At 70.2% G+C, this 21,113-nt stretch carries 19 protein-coding genes and 1 pseudogene; 7 read left to right on the forward strand and 13 right to left on the reverse strand.

Annotated elements, in window-relative coordinates:
* Positions 1–1,204, forward strand: a 1,204-nt coding sequence (locus ACZ3TS_RS33910) for a site-specific integrase (protein ID WP_467625577.1), incomplete at its 5' end; no start/stop codon positions are given.
* 61 nt (positions 1,205–1,265) lie between these two features.
* Here the strand turns inward: ACZ3TS_RS33910 and adh are convergent.
* From adh to xylB, 7 genes are all read right to left on the reverse strand, one after another.
* The gene (gene adh, locus ACZ3TS_RS33915; protein WP_467625579.1) at positions 1,266–2,789 is read right to left on the reverse strand and encodes an aldehyde dehydrogenase; all 1,524 of its coding nucleotides are present in this window, start codon (positions 2,787–2,789) and stop codon (positions 1,266–1,268) included.
* Between the two features lie 160 nt (positions 2,790–2,949).
* A complete protein-coding gene (locus ACZ3TS_RS33920; RefSeq protein WP_467625581.1) occupies positions 2,950–4,263 on the reverse strand; it encodes a GAF domain-containing protein in 1,314 nt (437 codons plus the stop codon).
* 120 nt (positions 4,264–4,383) lie between these two features.
* Positions 4,384–4,998, reverse strand: a complete 615-nt coding sequence (locus ACZ3TS_RS33925) for an N-acetylmuramoyl-L-alanine amidase (RefSeq protein ID WP_467625583.1) — start codon at positions 4,996–4,998, stop codon at positions 4,384–4,386.
* 59 nt (positions 4,999–5,057) lie between these two features.
* Positions 5,058–6,071, reverse strand: coding sequence for an acetamidase/formamidase family protein (locus tag ACZ3TS_RS33930; RefSeq protein ID WP_467625586.1), 1,014 nt, complete (start codon positions 6,069–6,071; stop codon positions 5,058–5,060).
* Entirely contained in the window at positions 6,068–7,552 is a 1,485-nt protein-coding gene (locus ACZ3TS_RS33935; RefSeq protein WP_467625588.1) for an APC family permease, read from the reverse strand. Before ACZ3TS_RS33935 ends, ACZ3TS_RS33930 begins: the two co-directional genes overlap by 4 nt.
* A gap of 198 nt (positions 7,553–7,750) precedes the next feature.
* The gene (locus ACZ3TS_RS33940) at positions 7,751–8,959 is read right to left on the reverse strand and encodes an ROK family protein (RefSeq protein ID WP_467625590.1); all 1,209 of its coding nucleotides are present in this window, start codon (positions 8,957–8,959) and stop codon (positions 7,751–7,753) included.
* 17 nt (positions 8,960–8,976) lie between these two features.
* A complete protein-coding gene (gene xylB, locus ACZ3TS_RS33945) occupies positions 8,977–10,422 on the reverse strand; it encodes a xylulokinase (RefSeq protein WP_467625591.1) in 1,446 nt (481 codons plus the stop codon).
* 193 nt (positions 10,423–10,615) lie between these two features.
* On the opposite strand from xylB, the gene xylA reads away from it, so the two are divergent.
* Positions 10,616–11,782, forward strand: coding sequence for a xylose isomerase (gene xylA / locus ACZ3TS_RS33950; RefSeq protein WP_467625593.1), 1,167 nt, complete (start codon positions 10,616–10,618; stop codon positions 11,780–11,782).
* Between the two features lie 398 nt (positions 11,783–12,180).
* Positions 12,181–12,441, forward strand: a complete 261-nt coding sequence (locus tag ACZ3TS_RS33955) for a hypothetical protein (RefSeq protein WP_467625646.1) — start codon at positions 12,181–12,183, stop codon at positions 12,439–12,441.
* Between the two features lie 94 nt (positions 12,442–12,535).
* Here ACZ3TS_RS33955 and ACZ3TS_RS33960 read toward each other — a convergent pair whose 3' ends face one another.
* Positions 12,536–13,873: an esterase-like activity of phytase family protein gene (locus ACZ3TS_RS33960; RefSeq protein ID WP_467625594.1), complete on the reverse strand. Its 1,338-nt coding sequence runs from the start codon at positions 13,871–13,873 to the stop codon at positions 12,536–12,538.
* Positions 13,874–14,180: 307 nt separating this feature from the next.
* Here ACZ3TS_RS33960 and ACZ3TS_RS33965 point away from each other — a divergent pair, with 307 nt between their 5' ends.
* Entirely contained in the window at positions 14,181–14,363 is a 183-nt protein-coding gene (locus ACZ3TS_RS33965; RefSeq protein ID WP_467625595.1) for a hypothetical protein, read from the forward strand.
* Positions 14,364–14,367: 4 nt separating this feature from the next.
* Here the strand turns inward: ACZ3TS_RS33965 and ACZ3TS_RS33970 are convergent, their stop codons facing one another.
* From ACZ3TS_RS33970 to ACZ3TS_RS33980, 3 genes are all read right to left on the reverse strand, one after another.
* A complete protein-coding gene (locus tag ACZ3TS_RS33970) occupies positions 14,368–15,744 on the reverse strand; it encodes a tannase/feruloyl esterase family alpha/beta hydrolase (RefSeq protein ID WP_467625597.1) in 1,377 nt (458 codons plus the stop codon).
* A 164-nt stretch (positions 15,745–15,908) separates the two neighbouring features.
* Positions 15,909–16,751 carry a hypothetical protein gene (locus tag ACZ3TS_RS33975; protein WP_467625598.1) on the reverse strand — a complete coding sequence of 281 codons (843 nt, stop codon included), beginning with the start codon at positions 16,749–16,751 and terminating at the stop codon, positions 15,909–15,911.
* Positions 16,752–16,883: 132 nt separating this feature from the next.
* Complete coding sequence (locus tag ACZ3TS_RS33980) at positions 16,884–17,180, reverse strand: hypothetical protein (RefSeq protein WP_467625600.1); 297 nt, start codon at positions 17,178–17,180, stop codon at positions 16,884–16,886.
* Between the two features lie 99 nt (positions 17,181–17,279).
* On the opposite strand from ACZ3TS_RS33980, the pseudogene ACZ3TS_RS33985 reads away from it, so the two are divergent.
* Positions 17,280–18,180 (forward strand): annotated as a pseudogene (locus ACZ3TS_RS33985) (oxygenase MpaB family protein).
* On the opposite strand, the gene ACZ3TS_RS33990 reads toward ACZ3TS_RS33985, so the two are convergent.
* Positions 18,157–18,690, reverse strand: a complete 534-nt coding sequence (locus tag ACZ3TS_RS33990) for a PadR family transcriptional regulator (protein ID WP_467625601.1) — start codon at positions 18,688–18,690, stop codon at positions 18,157–18,159. The pseudogene ACZ3TS_RS33985 and the gene ACZ3TS_RS33990 overlap by 24 nt on opposite strands.
* A gap of 105 nt (positions 18,691–18,795) precedes the next feature.
* Between ACZ3TS_RS33990 and ACZ3TS_RS33995 the strand changes: the two genes are divergently transcribed.
* Complete coding sequence (locus tag ACZ3TS_RS33995) at positions 18,796–19,554, forward strand: alpha/beta fold hydrolase (protein WP_467625602.1); 759 nt, start codon at positions 18,796–18,798, stop codon at positions 19,552–19,554.
* Between the two features lie 3 nt (positions 19,555–19,557).
* Here the strand turns inward: ACZ3TS_RS33995 and ACZ3TS_RS34000 are convergent, their stop codons facing one another.
* Entirely contained in the window at positions 19,558–20,157 is a 600-nt protein-coding gene (locus ACZ3TS_RS34000; protein ID WP_467625603.1) for a class I SAM-dependent methyltransferase, read from the reverse strand.
* A 163-nt stretch (positions 20,158–20,320) separates the two neighbouring features.
* Between ACZ3TS_RS34000 and ACZ3TS_RS34005 the strand changes: the two genes are divergently transcribed.
* The gene (locus ACZ3TS_RS34005) at positions 20,321–21,094 is read left to right on the forward strand and encodes an MHYT domain-containing protein (RefSeq protein WP_467625604.1); all 774 of its coding nucleotides are present in this window, start codon (positions 20,321–20,323) and stop codon (positions 21,092–21,094) included.
* The last annotated feature ends 19 nt before the right edge of the window (positions 21,095–21,113 follow it).

Consider the following 21,113-nt stretch of genomic DNA (forward strand, 5'->3'; position numbering starts at 1 on the left):
GCCCCCCGGGCGAAGTGCACGCCGAGTTCCAGGAATTGCAACTCACGGCATGAATTGCTCGGCCAGACCCTGTCCGAAAAACGCGAGGCCCCTCACGCTCTACTCCTGGGCCTTCAACAAGAACGCCTGGAAGGTCGATGCGTCAGAAGAGTGGCAGGCGGCATTGGACTGGCTGCAGCGCCACTCGCTGCCTGTAGGTGAGTTGGATGATCCCGATGTGCTGCGGCGTGGCCTCGACGCACTCTGTCGGAAGGTCGATGGAACGGCCGCTGCCGCGAAGACCGTGAAGCGAAAGAAGGCTGCGGTCAACGAGGTGTTTGGTGTAGCCGTTGAACGCGGATACTTCGCACAGAACCCGCTGATCGGTCTTCGCTGGACGGCGCCGGAAGTCGCCGATGAAGTCGATCCCGACTGCGTGCCGAACCCGGCTCAGGTTGCCCGACTGCTAGCCGCAGTCAGAGCCCTACCCGGCCGTGGCCCTCATCTGTATGCCTTCTTCGGCTGCATGTACTACGCCGCCATGCGCCCAGCCGAGGTGATCCATCTACAGAAATCCCAGTGCCGTCTGCCGGCGAGCGGCTGGGGCCTTCTGAACCTGAAGGGCGGCGTCGTGACTGCCGGTAAGGAGTGGACGGATGACGGCGCCGTCCACGAGATCCACTCCCTGAAGCGGCGGGCAGTCAAGGCGACACGCCCGGTGCCAATTCCTCCAGTGCTCGTCCGCATGTTGCGCGAACACATAGGAAGCTTCGGCGTTGCACCCGACGGACGCCTGTTCCACAACGCAGAGGGGAACTACATCGACGCCTCGGCGTACGGCATCACCTGGGGGCGAGCGCGTGAGGCCGTTCTTACGCTTGACGAGCACGCCCTTGACCTGGCGAAGCGGCCCTACGACCTGCGCCACGCCGGCATCTCCTTCTGGTTGGCCTCCGGCGTCGACCCCGCAGAGTGTGCGCGCCGGGCTGGGCAGAGCATCCAGGTCCTCTTCCGCTACTACGCCAAATTCCTGGCTGATGCGCGGAACCACGCCAACACCCTGATCGAAGACTCCATGCGGCGATGGGAGGAGGCGACGGACGACGACGATGCGGAGAGCGCCTTAGCGGGACCTTGGCCCGGAAATGCCCCGGAACTGCTGGTCAGAGCTGGGATATGGGTGGGAGATATCGGGAGTAAGGGCGTGTTTCGACTCGCTGCTTAGATGTGCGCCGAGAAGGGCGCCTGCCGGGCATCTGCCCTGGTCAGGCGCCCAATTTCTGCGTCTAGAAGAAGCCGAGCTTCTTCGGCGAGTACGACACCAGGAGGTTCTTGGTCTGCTGGTAGTGGTCCAGCATCATCCGGTGCGTCTCGCGGCCGATCCCGGACTGCTTGTAGCCACCGAACGCCGCGTGCGCCGGGTACGCGTGGTAGCAGTTCGTCCAGACGCGGCCCGCCTGGATGGCTCGGCCCGTGCGGTACGCGGTGTTGACGTCCCGGGTCCACACGCCGGCGCCGAGTCCGTACAGCGTGTCATTGGCGATCTTGATGGCGTCGTCGAAGTCGTCGAACGACGTCACCGACACCACCGGGCCGAAGATCTCCTCCTGGAAGATCCGCATCCGGTTGTCGCCCTCGAAGATCGTCGGCTGGACGTAGTAGCCGCCCTTCAACTCGCCGTCATGTTCGATGCGTTCACCACCCGTGAGGACCTTCGCGTCCTCCTGCCGGCCGATGTCCAGGTAGGAAAGGATCTTCTCCAACTGGTCGTTCGACGCCTGTGCGCCGATCATCGTCTCGGTGTCCAGCGGGTGCCCGGTCCTGATCTGCTGTGTGCGGGCGACGGCTGCCTCCATGAACTCGGCGTAGTGCCCGCGCTGCACCAGGGCTCGCGACGGACACGTGCACACCTCGCCCTGGTTCAACGCGAACATCGTGAAGCCTTCCAGCGCCTTGTCGCGGAAGTCGTCGTTCGCCGCCCAGACGTCGTCGAAGAAGATGTTCGGGGACTTTCCGCCGAGTTCGAGCGTCACCGGAGTGATGTTCTCGGAGGCGTACTGCATGATCAGCCGGCCCGTCGTGGTCTCGCCCGTGAACGCGACCTTCGCGACGCGCGGGCTGGAGGCCAGGGGCTTGCCCGCCTCCACCCCGAATCCGTTGACGATGTTCAACACCCCCGGCGGCAGCAGGTCCGCGACCAGGCTCAGCCAGAAGTGGATGGACGCCGGGGTCTGTTCGGCCGGCTTCAGGACCACCGCGTTCCCCGCCGCCAGGGCCGGCGCGAGCTTCCACGTGGCCATCAGGATGGGGAAGTTCCAGGGAATGATCTGCGCGACCACGCCGAGCGGTTCGTGAAAGTGGTAGGCCACCGTGTCGTCGTCGAGCTCGCCCAGCGAACCCTCCTGCGCCCGGATCGCCCCGGCGAAGTAGCGAAAGTGGTCGATGGCGAGCGGGATGTCCGCGGCCAATGTCTCCCGGATGGGTTTGCCGTTCTCCCAGCTCTCGGCAACCGCCAGCTGCTCCAGGTTGGCCTCCATCCGGTCGGCGATCTTCCGGAGGATGTCGGAGCGCTCGGTCACCGACGTACGGCCCCAGGCCGGCGCGGCGGCGTGCGCCGCGTCCAGCGCGCGCTCCACGTCCTCCGCCGTGCCCCGCGCGATCTCCGTGAAGGGCTGCCCGTTCACGGGACTCGGATTCTCGAAGTACTGACCGCGCGTCGGAGGCACGTACTCGCCGCCGATGAAGTGGTCGTAGCGCGCCTGGTAGGAGACGATCGCGCCCTCGGTGCCAGGCGCTGCGTAACGGGTCATGCGGGTCTGCCTCCCCAGAAAGCGCTGCCCGCCGTTGGGCAGCTCTCGGCGCGAGGCTAGGAAGCGGGACGTTGCGAGTACGTTGCGACGTGGCTGCGCCGAAGGGGAGGTCGTCCCGGGGAAGAACTGCGCCGGGCGCCACGCCGTAGCCCGCCGTGCGTCAGCGAGGAACCGGATGTGCCCATCCGGCTGGAGCCGCGAGTTCCGACTCCAGCGCGTCGAGGCGCGCCCGTACGGCTGCGGTCGGCCGCAGCGCCGCGAGCGCCCGCCATACCTCGAGGTCGTCGTCGCCCCACGGAGCGTGCGCCCAGTCGGCCAGCAGGTCGGGGTCGCGGCGCGCGATGAGCGCCGTCCGCAGTCCGTCACTCAGCCTGCGCCGCAACCGGGCCACCGTCGGCGCCTGTGACCCCGGCAGCAAAGGGCCCCGGTAGGCGGTTGCGGCCTCCGCGATGGCCCCCGACGCCAACCGTCGCTCCACGACCGCGACATCCGACTCGACCGCGGCCGTGAGCCGGTAGGGGCGCGAGGCCAGCAGCCCGGGGCCGAGGATTCGGCGCAGCCGCGCCAGTTCGGCACGCAGCGTCACCGGCGTCACCAACTCGTCCTCGTACAGCGCGCACAGCAGTTCGTCGCCGGTCAGTCCCTCCGGATGCCGGGCCAACAGGACGAGGATCTCGCTGTGCCGGCGGCTGAGCCTGATCGTCCGGCCGCCGAGGAGGAGGTGCGCCTCGTCGCGGCCCAGCGCGGTCAGCTGCAACGCGTCCGTCGTGGCCTCGGCCGGGGACAGGAGCGCCAGCTGGGACTCGGCGGCGCGCGCCACCGCCTGCACGAACCCCAGGCTGTGCGGGTGCGCGAGCCCGTCCCCGCCGGTGATGTCCAGTGCGCCGAGCACCCGGCCGGTGCGCGGATCGTGCACGGGCGCCGCAGCACACGTCCACGGCTGGACCCGCCGGGTGAAGTGCTCGGCCGCGAACACCTGCACCGGCCTGTCCACGGCGACGGCCGTACCCGGCGCGTTCGTCCCCATCGCCGACTCTGCCCAACGCGCCCCCGGCACGAAGTTCATCCGGTCCGCTCGCCGCCGCGTCGCCGGATGCCCCTCGACCCACAGCAGCCTGCCCTGCGCGTCGCACACCGCCAGCAGATGTTCCCCGTCCGCCGCGAACGGGCCCATCAACTCCCGGACCAGCGGCATCACCCGGGCCAGCGGATGCTCCGAACGGTAGGAGCCCAGGTCGTCGTCCGTCAGTTCCACCCGCGCCGTGCCGTCGGGTCCCACGCCCGCTCGTGCCGAACGCCGCCACGAGTCGGCCACCACCGGCCGCACCCGCCGCGCCACCGTGCCCACCGCCGTGAACGCCTCATGGGCGCTACGCAGCTCCCGCACCCGTGCGACGGGATCGGCCCCGGCTTCCAGGGCCACCCACGGATCGGTCAACTCGGCCTCCCGGGACGGCGGTGCGCTGGGGGACATCGTCACTCCCCGGGTAGCCGCCGACAACCGTTTCGACCGTCATCGACCCGAACGAGACCGGGGGAGCCTCTCCGGCCAGGCTGCCTGCTCGCCCGGTGCCGACGCCACCGCCGCCCGGGGTCAGGCGAAGTTGACCAGCCTCATGTAGCGCGTCCAGTCCCAGTTCGGGCCCGGATCGGTGTGGTCCGTGCCCGGAACCTCGTAGTGTCCGATGATGTGCGCCCGGTCCTTCGGGATGCCGTATCTGGTGCAGATCGCCGCCGTGAGCTTGGCCGACTCCTCGTACAGTGCGTTCGTGAAGTATCCGGGCCGGTCCACCCAGCCCTCGTGCTCGATGCCGACGCTGCGTGTGTTGTACTCCCAGTTGCCCGCGTGCCAGGCGATGTCGTGCTCGCGGACGCACTGCGCGATGTGCCCGTCCGCCGACCGCACGACGTAGTGCGCCGACACGTTCTTCCGCGGGTTCTGGAAGATGCCCAGCGTGTTCGTGTAGGTCGCCTGGGTCACATGGATGATGACGACGTCGAGCGGATAGCTCACGGGTCGATCGGAGGCCGTGTAGTTGGACGGATCCGCCGACAACCAGTCGGCGGAGGGATGGTCGACGGTCCGGGGGCGGGCACCGGCCGGTGCCGAGGGGAGCAGTGCGTAGGGAACCGCGGCGAGTGCCGCGCCCTTCAGCAAGCGCCGCCTGCTCGTGAGGCGTCCTGCTCGTTCCGATACGGCTCGTTCCATGGACAGAGTGCCTTCCGGGCCTGAGGTTCGCAGATGTGCCGACCTAGTTCCTCGTGTACTCAACGCCTCAGCACGGCGGCCGTTTCGCGTAGCCGGGCATGCATTCCGCGGTGCGTTTCGCGGGCGGGCAGCCAGTCCTTGCGGAGCTTGGCCACACACGTGTAGTTGGTGTCGCAGACGTTCGCCAGCGGAGACTCGACCGTCTGGGTGGCGAACTGGTAGGCATCGAGCTCGCTGAACCCGTAGTCGCGCACCAGCCACTGCACCAGATCGAGTTGGGATATCCGGAACGCGTCCTCCAGAGGGCGGGCCGAGCCCGTCGAGATGATGTGGGTGTCGGATTCGAGGCGCGGCCAGGGTGTGGCGATTCCCTTGAGCAACTCGACGATCACCACGGTGTTCATCGCGCACTCGACGGCCACCCCGCACGTCTCGCCCTCACCCTGCCGGGCATGCCCGTCGCCCAGGCTGACCAGCCCGCCCTCGACGTTCACTCCCAGGTAGCAGGTGACGCCCGCCCGCATCTCCGGGGTGTCCATGTTTCCCCCGTGCGCGTCCGGCACCAGCGCGGAGCGCACCTCCAGATTCGCCGGCGCCACGCCCACCGTGCCGTGCATCGGGTCCATGGGCAGCTCGACACGGATGTCGCTGTCGCGCGCGGTGAACAGGGCGGTGCCCCGCTCCCGGTCGAGCTGCCAGATCCAGACGGCCTCGGGCAACGGAGACTGAAGCGTCGCCGTGGTGTGCGTGGAGGTCAGCGCGCCGAACAGCGGCACCGTCGTCGAGGCTGCCCAGTCCCGGGCCGGTTCGATCGACACGAAGTGGAGCGCGAGAGTGTCGCCCGGCTCGGCGCCCTCGACATGGAACGGACCGGTCTGCGGATTGAGGAACGGAAACTCGCACACCTCGGACACCAGGTCCTTCTCGGACCGCACCCGCCCGGCGAAACAGTCCTCGGTGTACAGATCGAGGACGGTGCCCGGCGCGATGCGCGCGACGGGCGGTGCGCCGCCGAAGGTCCAGGCGTACTCGTCCGGTGTGGGCCGCACGGTCAGGATTCGGGGATCGCTCATGGCTGCACGGCTCCGTTCGGCCGAAGGTCGGGTGCGGGGGTGTCGTCGAGATGCACGCGGGCGGTCTCGGCTATGCGTCCGGGATGGCGCCGCATCAGGACGAGCAGGACGACGACCCCGGCCGCCATCCAGACACCGACGACGGGCCCGGCGTACGACACCGGCGCGGACAGCGCGGACACGAAGTCGAAGACCGGCAGGCCCGCCGCGGTCAGCAGGGCCGGCACGAAGGCGACGATGCCCAGCAGCGGGAACAGCAGATGCCGCACCGGGCTGAGCAACTCGCGCCTGCGGCGCAGGAAGTAGCCCGCGCACGCGACGTTCACCACGATGTACACCCCGATGACGACCGTGACGATGACGGTGGCCAGCAGCAGGAACGCCGTGACGGGGTCGTAGTACAGGCCGAGGCCCAACACGACCGCCACGGCCACCGCTGTCTGCACGGCGACACCGGCGACGGGGGAGCGGTAGCGGGAGTGCACGCGCGCGAAGAGAGGTGGGAACACCCTGATCCGCGCCAACGCGAAGGCCGTACGGGTCGAGACGTTGGCGCACGCGTTCGCGTTGGCGATCGTGGAGTTGACGACGGCCAGGAACACCAGGACCCAGAAGAGCCCGAAGGACGCGCGGGCCACGCCCTCCCAGGACGCTGCTCCCGAGGCACCGAAGCCGGCGAAGCGATCCCGGCCGACGAATACGGTCATCGCGTAGGTCGTGACCACGTAGAAGAGCCCGATCGCCAGCGCCGCCCCGAGAACCGCGCGGTGCATCGTCCGCCGCGGGTCCTTCGTCTCCTCCGCCAGTGGCGCCGCCGCCTCGAATCCGGCGAAGGCGAGCACCGTGTACACCGATCCGGCGAAGACGCCGCCGACGCCCTCGTACCCCTTGGCCGTATGGGAGGTGCCGAAGACCGACAGCGTGTTGTTCCCGCCCGCCTTGACGATGAGCCAGACGGCGAAGACCAGGAAGACCAGTACCTCGAAGACGCCGAGGACCGTGCCGAGCCGGGCCGAGGCGCGCACGCCGAAGTAACCGGCCGTCGTGATGACCACTGCTCCGGCCAGCGCCCAGGGCCACCACAGGTCGTCCGGGTACGAGGACCACTCCGCGTGCAGCGTGCCCGCAGTGGTGAAGCCCAGCTGCAGAAGCAGCAGGGGTGGCACCAGCGCTTCCACGAACACATAGCCCCAGCCGACGAGGAACCCGACAGCAGGATGCAGCCCCTGGGCCGCATAGGTCGCCACGGAGCCCGCCACAGGCAGTTGACGTGCCAGCTCGGCCACGCACGACGCGGTGAACAGGCAGGCCACAAGGGCGACGAGGACGGACAGCGGAAGGCTGCCGCCCGCGAAAGCCGCTCCCGAGGGAATGGACGCCGCGACTGCCGCCGCCGGAGCCATCGCCGTGATGCTCTGAAACAGGACCTCGCGCAGACCGATCGCCTCACGCCGCAGGCCTACTGCCGTTTCCGCCGCCATGTGATTCCCCCGATCCGACTCGTGCGCAGCCTATGCCGGACAGCTGCGCCTCGCGTGAATCACGGTACGGCGCTGGGCGGTTGGGCAGGAAGGGGGCGGTGTCTTCGGTGGACAAGCAGGGGAGTGTGGAGAACTCCGTCACCCGTTCGAGCGAAGTGGCCTGAGCGCGGGGCTCGACGGCTGCGGGAGGGCAGCCCCCTACATCCGCGCGGCCACGGCCGCCGGATCGTCGAGTACCGCCCGCACCACCGAGTGCGCGGCACCGAGCAGTGGCCCCTCGGACCCCAGCCGTGAGACGGACACGGCACAGGCCGGACCCGCTGTCCGCCGCGCCAGCTCCCGCTCCAACGAGGGCAGGAGCCAGGGTGCGAGAGCCGCCAGCGCTCCACCGAGCACGACCGCCTCGGGGTCCAGCAGATTGACCGCGCCGGTCAGCGCGATGCCGAGCGAGGTACCGGCGCCGTGCAGGGCACGGCGCACGTCCTTGTCGCCCTGCGCGGCGCGTTGGGCCAGCAGCTCGACGCGGTCTTCGCCCGGCGTCAGCCCGGCCGCGCGCAGCACCGCCTCCTCGCCGGCGTACTGTTCCAGACAGCCACGCCCGCCGCAGGCGCACTCCGGCCCTTCCGGGTGCACGGGCACATGTCCCAGTTCGCCCGCGAAGCCACGCCTCCCGCGAAGCAGCCGCCCGTCCACGACCACCGCGCCGCCGATGCCGATCTCCGCCGAGACGTGCAGGAAGTCGCGGGGGGTCTCGTCGCCCAGCCAGAGTTCCGCCAGCGAGCCGAAGTTGGCCTCGTTGTCCACGGTCAGTGGCAGTCCGGCCGGCAGGAGCGGTCCCAGGTCGATGTCGTGCCAGTCGAGGTTGGGGGCGCGGACCACGGTCCGGGCGTCGCGCGCGACCAGACCGGGCACCGCGACGGCGAGACCCGCCGGCCACAGCCCTTCCCGCTCCGCCTCCGCGACGACCTGCCCCACCAGAGCGGTCAGCTCACCGAGCACCGGCTGCGGGTGACGGCCGCGGTTCGTGCCGTGCCGCACCGCTCGGGCCCGTACGACACCGCGCAGATCGACCGCGCACACCGCGAGGTGGTCGACGCCGATCTCGGCGCCGATACCGGCAGGCCCCTGGCCGCTGACGGCCAGGGCGGACCCGGGGCGCCCGACCCTCCCAGGGCGCTCTGGCCCGAGCTCCTCCAGCAGTCCCGCACGGGTCAGCTCGTCGACCAGGGTGGAGACCGCCGCCCGGGTCAGCCCGATCCGTGAGGCGACCGCGGCACGCGACAGCGGCCCCTCGGCGCTCACGGTGTGCATGACGCGCGCCAGATTGCGGCGGCGCATGCCCTGCTGGGTGTCGGGCAACCGGCGTCCAGGGCTGGACGGATGGGCTTCGTGCAGTGGTGCGGTCATGCCTCCCTCGGATCTCCTCAGCGCCGGTCCGGCTCGCGCTCCAGCAGCGGGGCCGCGTCGGAGAGTACCCCGGTGATCCTGGACAGCGTTTCCTCGTCGCGCTCCACGGCCTCCAGTACCGGCCCGCGGGCGGTGTCCCAGCGCCGGGCGACGGCGGCCGGATCCTCGCCCGTGAGCAGCCCGGCGGCCTGAGCGGCGGCGCCCAGCGCGACCAGCTCTTTGGCCTCCGGCACCTGGACGGGACGACCCGAGAGCCTCCGTACGGTGTCCTGCCACGCCGTGCCCCGTGCGCCGCCGCCGATGAGCAGCAGCGGAGCCGTGCGGTCGGCGTCCGGGTCGAGTACCAGGTCGAGGGCGCCCAGCAGCGAGTGCACCGCCCCGTCGTACGCCGCCTGCAGCAGCTGGCCAGGCGTCGTGTCATGCCGCAGGCCGTGCAGCAGTCCCGAGGCGTGCGGGAGAGCCGGAGTGCGCTCGCCGTCGAGGTACGGGAGCAGCGTCACACCCGTGCCGGGTTCGACGGCCTCGCGGTCCAGGCCCAGCAGGGCGGCGATGCGATCGACGGCCAGCGTGCAGTTCAGGGTGCAGGCCAGCGGCAGCCAGTCGCCGTGCGCGTCGGCGAAGCCCGCCACGGTCCCGGTCGGGTCGGTCGGGCGCCGCTTCGAGACGGCGTACACCGTGCCGGACGTGCCCAGGCTCAGCACCGGAGCCCCGGGGCGCAGGCCGAGGCCCAGTGCCGCGGCCGCGTTGTCACCGGTGCCCGGTGCGACCAGGGTCCCCTTGGAGAACGGCAGGTCATGGGCATCGCGGACCGTGCCGGCCACCTCGCCGGGCCGCACCACCCGCGGCAGGAGTGCGGGATCGAGCCCCACGTGCGCGAGGATCTCCGCGTCGTACGACTCCGTCGCCGACGCCCACCAGCCGGTGCCGGAGGCGTCACCGCGGTCGGTCGTGCCCTGCCCCGTGAGGCGTTCGGTCAGGTAGTCGTGGGGCAGTCGCACGGCCGCGGTCGCGCGGACGGCCTCGGGCTCGTTCTCCGCCAGCCAGGCCCATTTCGTGACCGTGAAGGACGGACCGGGCACGCTGCCAGTGCGGTCCGCCCAGGCTTTGGGGCCGCCCAGCTCCTCCACCAGACGGTGGGCCTGCGGAGCCGACCGCACATCGTTCCACAGCAGGGCCGGACGCACCGGGTCGCCGTGCGCGTCCAGCGTGACCAGGCCGTGCTGCTGGCCGCCGATCGACACCGCGGCGGCCTCGCGAGCCGGCTCGCCGCACTGGTTCAGGGCCTCGCACAGGGCGTCCCACCACTGGCGTGGATCGCTCTCGCGGCCCGCGCCCGACGAGACGGTGTGCGGCGCCTGGCCGCTCGCCACCACCCGTCCTGTCGACACGTCGACGACCAGGGCCTTGGTGGACTGGGTGGACGAATCCACCCCGACGACGAGCGGACCGTCGGCTGCTGACATCGGGCTCTCCCTCTTCCGCGGCTCGCGGGATCTGGCCTGTGGGCGTGTCGCGGACCGCCTCGGCCCGCCGTGCACGGATCGTCCCCGTACGAATTCTCCGTACGGGGACACATCGTCTCTTCCCAGAGATGCCCTGGCATACTAATTTGTTAAGCGCCATGACGAAATAGTCTCAGCGAACAAGGAGCCGTGTATGAGCTACCAGCCCACCCCCGAGGACAGGTTCACCTTCGGCCTGTGGACCGTCGGCTGGCAGGGACGGGATCCCTTCGGGGACGCCACCCGGCGTGCCCTGGACCCGGTGGAGACGGTGCAGCGCCTCGCCGAGCTCGGGGCCTACGGAGTGACCTTCCACGACGACGACCTGATTCCCTTCGGGTCCTCGGACAGCGAGCGTGAGGGGCACATCAAGCGCTTCCGGCAGGCCCTGGACACGACCGGGATGAGCGTGCCGATGGCCACCACCAACCTGTTCACCCACCCTGTCTTCAAGGACGGCGCGTTCACCGCCAACGACCGGGACGTGCGTCGTTACGCGTTGCGCAAGACCGTCCGTAACATCGACCTGGCGGTGGAGCTGGGCGCGAAGACGTATGTCGCCTGGGGCGGTCGTGAGGGTGCGGAGTCCGGTGGGGCCAAGGATGTGCGGGTGGCTCTGGACCGTATGAAGGAGGCGTTCGACCTCCTGGGTGAGTACGTCACCTCGCAGGGCTACGACCTGCGTTTTGCCATCGAGCCCAAGCCGAACGAGCCGCGCGGTGACATCCTGCTGCCGACGGTCGGCCATGCATTGGCCTTCATCGAGCGTCTGGAGCGTCCGGAGCTGTATGGGGTCAATCCCGAGGTGGGCCATGAGCAGATGGCCGGTCTCAATTTCCCGCACGGTATCGCCCAGGCCCTGTGGGCGGGCAAGCTCTTCCACATCGATCTCAACGGTCAGTCCGGCATCAAGTACGACCAGGACCTGCGTTTTGGTGCGGGAGACCTGCGGGCGGCGTTCTGGCTGGTCGATCTCCTGGAGAGCGCCGGATACGACGGGCCGCGGCACTTCGACTTCAAGCCGCCGCGGACCGAGGACCTCGACGGCGTGTGGGCCTCGGCGGCTGGTTGCATGCGCAACTACCTCATCCTGAAGGAGCGTGCCGCCGCGTTCCGCGCGGACCCGGAGGTCCAGGAGGCGCTGCGTGCCTCCCGGGTGGACGAGCTGGCGCAGCCGACCGCGGCCGACGGCCTGCGGGCCCTGCTCGCCGACCGCGCCGCGTTCGAGGACTTCGACGTGGAGGCGGCCGCCACGCGCGGTATGGCCTTCGAACAGCTCGACCAGCTCGCCATGGATCATCTGCTGGGCGCGCGCGGCTGATCGCGACCGGGCCCGAGCGGCCGACCTTCGCGCGGAATGCTCCGGAATCATGCGATCCATGACATGAGTCCGTATCAACTGACGTGCGGGGGTCGCGCCGTGACCGGTCCGCGGCGACTCTGGGCGGTATGGCCATGCCGCCGACGCCACCCCAGCCGCCGGGAGACACGCCGCCTTGGGACCGGAGCGGCTCCGGTCCGCCGTCCGCAGCCAACGGCCCGCCTCCAGGGGGCTACGGTCCGTCTCCTCCGGAGGGGTCCGGAACTCCATCCGGGGGTTATGGTCCGCCGCACGGCGGCGGACACTGGTCGTCGGGCGGCGGCGACGCCCTTCCGCCGGGGCCGTCCGGGGCGCCCGGCCCGCGCCGCAACACCCTTTTCCTGGCGCTCGCCGTGATCATGGCGCTGGGGATCGTGGCCGTGGTGCTGGTGCTGAACAGCGGTGGCGGATCCGCGCAGCGCAAGTCGTCCACCGAGACCAGCGCGAGCACAAGTCGCTCGCCCTCTTTCGGCATCCCGTCCGAACTGCCCACGGCACTGCCGTCGAGGTTTCCCTCGAAGCTGCCGACCAAGCTGCCGTCATGGTTGCCCAGCGAGCTTCCCAGCAGCCTGCCGAGTGACATCGAGTCGCTGTTCGCCACGCCCGCGGCATCACCCTGAGTCAAGGACGCGCAGGCCCCCCGGGCGGCGAAGGCCACGCGCGCGTGGACCGCTTGTCACGGTGCACGCACGCGTGGCGCACTGAAACGCGGGCTCAGATCCCGTCGGGCAGCCGCACGTACACCACCGTGGTCTCGATACCGCTGTCGACCAGCCGGCCCTGTGCGTCGAACGCGCCCGAACCGTCCGTCATGCCGAAGTCGTTGTCATTGATGAGCGCGAGCGTGTCGTGATCCACGCGCGCGACGCCCTCGATCTTCCCGGGTACGCCCTCGACGGTGCCGAGGTCGACGACCAACCGCTTGCACAGCACCGGAACACCGGAGGCGGCCGGGTCGTCGAGCTGTTCCAGGGACGGAGAGGTGGTGTCGTCGTCGTAGGGGCCACCCAGGATGTTCGCGCTCCGCGTGAGGCGGACCAGCTGAAGCCGTGCCGCCTTGTCGGTGCGCTCCTCGACGAGCAGCTTGTCATCCCCGACGGCCACCACGGAGGAGATCTTCAGCTCGGAGGTGTCGTCCTCGCTCGGGTCCACGACGTTCACCGGGTCGAACCGGTACGCGTACTCCGCGGTCACAGCCCGCTTCTTCGGCGAGAAACGCAGCAGTCGCGTGGTGCGCGATGCGTCGCCCGCGTCGGCGTCCGGCAGGGACAGCGGGCTCTGCAGAGCGATCACGAGGTCGCCGCCCGGGAGCTGCGCGAGCCCTTCGAAGCCCCGGTTGGTCTTCCGGTGCAGCAGGACGGACGGCAGGGCCTCGACCACCGGATAATCGGTGCCGGCCAGGCTCAGCCCCTTGGGGACATACCGCGTGAGGACCTTCCCGCGCCCGGAGACGTGGATCAGCGACGGCCCGTACTCGTCGACCAGCCAGAAGCTGCCGTCCTCGGCTCGCACGATGCCCTCGGTGTCGAGACCGTTCGGGTTGTACGAGAGCGTCTTGTGGGCGTCGTACGAGTACGGCGCCTCGTCACGGCCCACCTGGTTGGACAGCCCGGTGACGGGCTTGCCGGACGCGGTGGTGATCGGGATGGCGTCGAGCACCTTCACGCTCTCGCCCGAGACGCGGATCTTCACGATCGCCGGGTCGAAGCCGGGCACCGGGAACGTGCGGCGCTTCGTGCCGTCCACCTTGATCTGGCCGTTGGGCCCCCGGTCCGTCACGGTCCAGAACTCGCCCTTGCGGCCTGCCGGGTAGATGTCGCTGCCGATCCCACCGAGGTCGATGCCGTGGTCGTCGCCGACCGTGCCGGGCAGCAACGCGTTGCTGAACGCCCCCAGCGGGATGTCACCGAGCGTGGCGGTCCGTGTCACCTTCGGCTGGGCGTCGTGTGCGTTCGCCGTGCCGGAGACCGCAAGTGCGGCCAGCACCGCGAGCGGGAGGCTCGCGGCGACAGATCGGTAAACACGGCGTCGACCGACGGCATACGGGGACATCGAGCCTCCTGAGGCGCAAGTGCGTTGACAGCGGCCAGAGTTGGCCCCGGCGCCGAACGCTGCGCGACGGCCGGGTGAACACCGGGCGTCGAGCATCGATCGGGTCGGTCCCCGGTTCCACGGTCTCCTCAAATTTGACTACTGAGCAGAGTCGCCGGGGGAGGTCTCTCGGGGATGACTGAGGGTCGCGGCTCAGGGTTGTATCAGGGTCAGGGCCCGGAACCGCCCGCGGCACGCGCCCGTTCTCAGATCAGAGAGCGGTGCCGCGGAGGCCCGCGAGCGGCTGTGGCCGCGAAGGAGGCGACACATGTCGAAGAACGCGAAGATCGCCGCAGGGGGAGTGCTGGTCGGGCTCATCCTGTGGATCTGGCTGCCCTGGTGGGCCGCCCTCCTGATCGTGCTGGGGGTTCCGACGGTTGCGTACCTCACCCTGGACCCCTCCCAGCGGCGCAGGCTGCGTCGAGTCGCACGCAAGGAACTGGGCCGCTGAGGGACTAGCGGCCCACAGCGTCACCCGCCAGCGCGCAGGAGTCGACCACGTCGCCGCCCGCGGGCCTGCCGACGGCACGGTCCGCGGGCGGCCGCACGCCCCGCTCCACCCATGCGGTGAGCGCGTCGAAAGCGGCTCGGTAGCAGGGCAGGATCGGCCGCAACCGCTCGGGATAGGTGTCGTAGAGCCCGTCGACGTGGGTGCCGCCCTCGACGGTGTAGTAGCGGTGCAGCGGCCCACGGCCGCTGCGAGCCACCATGCGCTCGTAGACGTCCGAGTCCGTGGCCTTGGGCAGCAGGGAGTCCAGGTCGCCGTGCAGAGTGATCAGCGGCTTTCCGATCCGTCCCGTGAGGGCGACGCGGGCCACCGCGCGGTGCACGGACGCAGGGCGCGCCGCATAGTCGTACGCCGCGTCCGAGCGGCAGGGCGCCAGGATCTGCTCCGGCGCCGACCCGGCGGACGCGCCGGGGCAGCCGGTGTCGTAAGAGGGATCGAACTCAGCGCGGTAGATCTTCTGCGTGACACCCCAGTACGCCTTCTCGTGGTAGGGCCACAGGAACTCCGATCCGCGTGCGAACCCGGCGGCGTACAGGTCCTCATCCCGGGCCGAGCCGAGCATCCGGGCCACGGCCACCGGCAGCGACGTCAGCAGGTTCGGGCCGTCGGCCGTCCACAGCGCGCCCTCCCAGTCCACCCCGCCGTCGTACAGCTCGGGGTGGTGCTCCAGCTGCCAGCGCGTGAGGTAGCCGCCGTTGGAGATCCCGGTCATGTACGTGCGCCGGGGGGCGTGCCCGTAGCGCTGGGCGACCACGCGCTTGGCGGCGAGCGTGAGCTGCGTCGTGCGCCGGTTCCACTCGGCGACCGCGTCACCGGGACGGGTCCCGTCGCGGTAGAAGTCCGACCCGCTGTTCCCCTTGTCGGTGGCCGCGTACGCATAGCCTTGGGCGAGCACCCGGTCGGAGATGGCTGTGTCGGTCGCGTACTGCCTGCGCGTACCAGGAGCTCCTGTGACGACGAGGCCGCCGTTCCACCGGTCGGGCAGCCGGATCACGAACTGGGCGTCGTGCCGCCAGCCGTGTGTGGAATTGAAGTGCGACTCGTCCGGGAAGTACCCGTCGATCTGCAGTCCCGGCACGCCGGAAGGGGTGCGGGTGGCTCTTGCCGTCAACCCCGCCTGGTCGGCCATGTCCGTGTATGAGGTCCCCGCGAGCCCGGACGTCGTCAGGTCGTCCAGACAGGCGCTCTGCTGGAGCTCCGCGCCCGGTACCCATGCCTGCTCCTGCCGTTCGCAGTGGCCACCGCCGGCAGCTGCCGCGGGCCCGGTGAGGGCCGAGGTCAGCAGGGCGGCGGCGAACAACGCAATGCTTCGGAACGGTCGCATGACGGGCCTCCGGGACACGACGGGAGCGCGGGGCTGCCCATGCTGCGACCACGGAAGCCCTACGACCATGGGTGTGGACCACAGGGGCGCAGTCGGCCGTATGGGGGTTCACAACGCAACCCCTTGTCCACCACGCCCCGGCCTCCTGTCTCGTCCCCGCCGTCTCAGGCCGGGCGTACCGCCATCTTGTCGAGTGCTTCCAGCAGTCCCGGCAGCTGCGGCCCCCGTCGCACCGGGACTACCTCGCCAGGCTCCTCGTCGAGGAGGACGAACGCGATGTCGTCGGTCCTGGCCACCATGGACCAGCCGGGGCCATCGGCACGCAGCGTGCGTGCGTCACCCGGGGCGAACGAGGAACGGACACGCCCCAGGGGCGGAGGAGTGTCCACGTAAGCGCGCGCCTCCGCGAGGACGCGGCGAACGCCGCTGCCGAGCTTGCCGGCGCCCTCGCCTTCGGCGGGCTCCGCCCCTTCCTCGGGCGCCGCCCCGTCGTCTGCGGGTGTGAAGGCGGCGTCGTCGATCTGCTCGCGCCACATGGCCCACTGCAGCGCGATATGGTCGGCGCCCAGGCGTCGTTGCGCCGGCCCCCAGGTGTCGGTGTCCGGCGGGGAGAGCGGCTTGCGGTCGCCGAGTTCGGGTGCGGGGTCGTGCGGGGCCGGCACCCCGGGCGCCGCGACGGCCACGTCCAGCGGCCAGCCCGGCAGGGCGGCGACGATCGTCCGCTCGTCGGGCGACAGGTCGTACTCCATTCCGCAGTCCCAGGACGCGATCGCGACGGCCACCAGTGACACGTCGTCGACGACCACCGTCCAGCGCGCACCGTCACCGTCCTGGCCGAGCACGAGGCCGTACCCGTCGGCCACGGGTGGCAGGTCGAGAGCCGCGCAGGCGTCCGGATAGTCGTCGCCCAGCACGCTCGGGAACTGTGCGGGCGTCAAAAGAGCCGCCGTCAGTACATACAGAGCGTCGTCCTCGGCGGCGACGGCGTCCTCGTCCGTCCCGGCCATGCCATCCTCCCTACGGGTTCGTTCGTCGGCGCACCCTAATGCGCCCGTGAGCAGGTTGTCACGAGTGCGAATCACACGAGGGGCTGCACTTGTCCGGCGGACGGGACGAAACGACCGGACGGATCTCGGTCGTCAGGCGGCGGGCAGGCCGAGGAGCGTGCGGGCGACCGTCCGCGGCGACTCGTCGCGCTCCCGCGCCAGGGCGATGACCGCGCGGCAAGCCAGCTCGTTCACGCCGAACGACAGTGCCTCCGGAGACACCCATGCCACGGCCTCGTCCATCCGGTCCTGGTCGTCCTCGGCACACGCCGACACATAGGCGGCCGCAGCCTCGAACAGATTGTGCGTGCGCTTCTCCCTGTCGGCGGCCGCCTCCGTACGCAGAGACTTGACGAATCTGTCGAACGACTTGCGGACCCTGTCGAACATACCGGGCCACCTTCCCCGTGTGTGGTTGCCTTCTCGGACGGGCATCTGCTGCCATTCAACGTAGAGTTGGAGCTTCGGTGGCAGAAGGGGGACGGCGCGGTGAAGCGCTTCGAGCGGCTCGAACGGATTCGGTGCCTGGACCCCGAGAAGCACGCCCTGGAGATCTACCGTCTCAGTACCGCCTACGAGTTCCCCTGGGACTACACCCGCGCCTTGGAGCTGGCCCTCTACCGCACGTACGCCGTTCCCGGCATCGGCCGGCTGCTCGCTGAGACCGCGGAGCTCACGGATCACACGCAGAAGCGTTACGACGACACCGCGCTGCTCCTCGACACCGTCGTGGAGCACGGCTTCGACAGCGAGGAGGGCCGCACCGCGATCCGCCGCATCAACCAGATGCATCGCAGCTACGACATCGGCAACGACGACATGCGGTACGTCCTGTGCACCTTCGTGGTGATACCCAAGCGGTGGATCGACGCCTACGGATGGCGCCGGCTGTCCCGGCATGAGAGCGTCGCCTCCGTCGTGCACTACCGCACCCTGGGGCGGCACCTGGGCATCAAGGGCATCCCGGAGACCTATGAGGACTTCGAGGCCTGCCTCGACGCCTACGAGGAAGCGCACTTCGCATGGGACGCGGAAGCCCGGCGCGTGTCCGACGCCACCCTGGACCTGATGGCCTCCTGGTATCCGCGCCCGCTGGCACCGCTCCTGCGCCTGACGACGCTCTCCCTGCTCGACGACTCTCTCCTCATGACCTTCCGGTACGAGCCGCCGAGCGCTGTCACGCGCGCGTTGGTGCGCCGCGCGGTGCGCGCCCGCGGCCGTCTGGTCCGCCTCATGCCGCCGCGCTCCCCACTTCGCACGGCAGAACCGAGAGATCAAGGGCTATCCGAACGGATATCGCGTCGCCGAGCTGGGCACCCATCCGGTCCCTGGTGTGAAGGGCTGCCCCGTCCGGCAGGCAGGGACCTCAGCGACCTTCCTCCACGAGTGACGCGAGCGTTGTCCTCAGCCAGGCCAGTTCGGCCCGGCTGGTGGCCCGCGCGATGGTGAGGATGCCGCGCCGGAAGGGGTCGTCCACCTCCTCTGCGCGCAGCGGGCGGTCGCCCTCGTAGAAGAAGCTCGCGGGCTGCTCGAGGAAAGCGAGCCGGCGCCGCAGCACGGTTTCCTGCGCAGCCGGGTCCTCCAGGTGCCTGAGGAAAGCGAGCACCGTGAACCAGCGGTTCTCGTCGGTGATGTCGCGCTGCGTCGGTTCCGCGAGCCTGCGACGCAGTTCCTGCCTGCCCCCGTCGGTCAGCGTCAGGACGTGGCGTGGAGCCGCCACCGAGCCGGGCTGCGTCGCCCGGGCCAGTAGTCCGGCCTTTTCCAGACGCTTGATCGCGGGGTACAGCGTGCTCTCCGCGACGGGACGTACGTGCCCCGTCAACGCGGTGATGCGTTTGCGCAGCTCATAGCCGTGCAGCGGCGCGTCATACAGGAAACCGAGGATGGCGAGCTCCAGCATGCGCGTATTGTGGCGCACTCTCGTGATACATCGGCTTCGCAATACCTCGGATACGATGTATGTTCTCAAGGCGGTGAAAATGACGGAGGTTCGAAGGAGAGACCGATGAGGCAAGCCGAGTTCGACGGCAACGGAAGCGCGATCCGGTGGACCGAGACGGCGGGGAAGGAACCCGCGCGCGTGTACGTGCACGGGCTGGGCGCGTCCTCGGCCGTCTACAACGCACATCTAGGGGCGCGTCCCGAACTCGTCGGCCGCCGCACCCTCTTCGTCGACCTGCCGGGGCACGGCATCAGCGACCGCCCCGCCGACTTCGGTTACGGCTTGGAGGACCATGCCGACGCGCTGGCCGCCGCACTGGACGCGGCGGAGGTCGTCGGAGCCGAACTCGTGGCGCACAGCATGGGCGGTTCCGTGGCCATCGTGCTCGCCCACCGGCGACCGGACCTCGTCTCCCGGCTGGTGCTCATAGAGGCCAACCTCGATCCCCACCCGCCGATCGGTGTCGGCAGCAGCGGCATCGCCGCGTACACGGAGGACGACTACGTGGAAAACGGAGGCCACGCGCGCGTGCTCGAGAAGATCGGCCCCACGTGGGCTGCCACCATGCGCCTCGCCGACCCGCGTGCCCTCCACCGCACGGCGACGCACCTCGTGCGGGGCACGCGTCCCACGATGCGCCGCCTGCTCGAGGCACTCAAGGTCGACCGTGTCTATCTCCAGGGCGAGCTGAGCGGAGAGGTGAACGGCAGGGAGAGCCTGGAAGCGGCGGGCGTGCGCGTGGTGACCGTCCCCGGTGCGGGGCACAACGTCATGTTCGACAACCCGGACGCGCTGGTGGCCGAGGTGGCGGGGCGCGGCTGAGGCTCAGTCCCCCCGGACGGCCAGCGCGAGGAAACGGGCGTCCTCGTCGACGTACGACGTCAGCCGCCAGCCGGAACCGGCCAGCAGAGGGTCGAGGTTGGCCTTCGCGCGCAGGTCGTCGGGGGTGATCTTGCGTCCCTGGCGCGCCGCGAGGGCCGCCCGGCCGATCGGATGGAACAGGGCCAGCAGGCCCCCGGGCCGCACCACACGCGCCAACTCCCGGAGGTTCTCGGCCGGGTGGGGCAGATGAGCGATCAGACCCGCCGCGAACACCGCGTCGAGGGACTTCGTGCGCAGAGGGAGCGCGGCCACGTCGGTGAGCAGCAGTGCACCGTCGCGGTCGCGTCCGGCCCGCAGGGCGGCCTCGAGCATCGCCGGGGTCAGATCGGCCCCCAGGACCACTCCCGAGGGCCCCACGGCCGCACGCAGCGGCGTCAGGGCCCGGCCCGTGCCGCAGCCCGCGTCGAGCACGCGGTCACCCCCGCGCAGCCCCAGAGCGTCGACCGCGGCGGCGTACGCCGGGCCGTCGTCGGGAAACCGCGTGTCCCAGTCGGCGGCGCGCGCTCCGAAGAACTCCTGGACGTGTGTGTGGTTGTCGCTCATGTTCCGCATGATTCCTCACCTCCACGAAACCTGCACGAACGATGCCGCAGCGCACACGTTCGAGCGTGACGCGATCGTTCCAGGGCCTGTCTGCGTCAGATTCCAATACCTTTCGAAATGCGCCCCCATTGCGCGCCCCGGCCCGGACTAGCGTCCCGGGGCCATGGGACACCTGGACCACGCCACATTCGGCTGGCTTACCCCCGTGCTGTCGTACGTGATGGCGTGCATCGGCGCCGCCCTCGGGCTGCGCTGCACGGTCCGCGCGCTCGGCGCCACCGGCAGGTCGCGTCGCAACTGGCTCGTCACCGCGGCCTCGGCGATCGGCACCGGCATCTGGACCATGCACTTCGTGGCCATGCTGGGCTTCGGCGTCACCGGCACCGAGATCCGCTACGACGTGCCGCTGACCATCCTCAGCCTGCTCGTCGCCATGGTCGTCGTAGGCGTCGGCGTCTTTGCCGTCGGCTACGGCCGGGACCGCGCCCGGGCTCTCTTCCTCGGAGGGCTCACCACCGGGCTCGGCGTTGCCAGCATGCACTACCTCGGCATGGTGGCGCTGCGGCTGCACGGGACGGTGCACTACGACCCCGTGCTCGTCGGGGTCTCCGTCCTGATCGCCGTGGTCGCGGCGACGGCGGCCCTCTGGGCGGGCCTCAACATCAAGTCGCCCGTCGCGGTCGCCGTCGCCTCGCTCGTCATGGGCGCGGCGGTCAGCAGCATGCACTACACCGGGATGCTCGCGGTGAGCGTCGATCTCACGCCGTCAGGCGCGGCCCTGCCCGGGGCCACGGCGATGCAGTTCATCTTCCCCCTCGCCGTCGGCCTCGGGTCCTATCTCTTCCTGACCTCGGCGTTCGTTGCACTGTCGCCGACCGCAGGGGAACGCGAGGCATCCGCGTCAGCCCAGCGACCGGTCGAGAGCGTGGCCCGCTGACCGCGGTCCCGGCCGGCAT

This window comes from Streptomyces sp. NPDC022910, assembly GCF_055561075.1.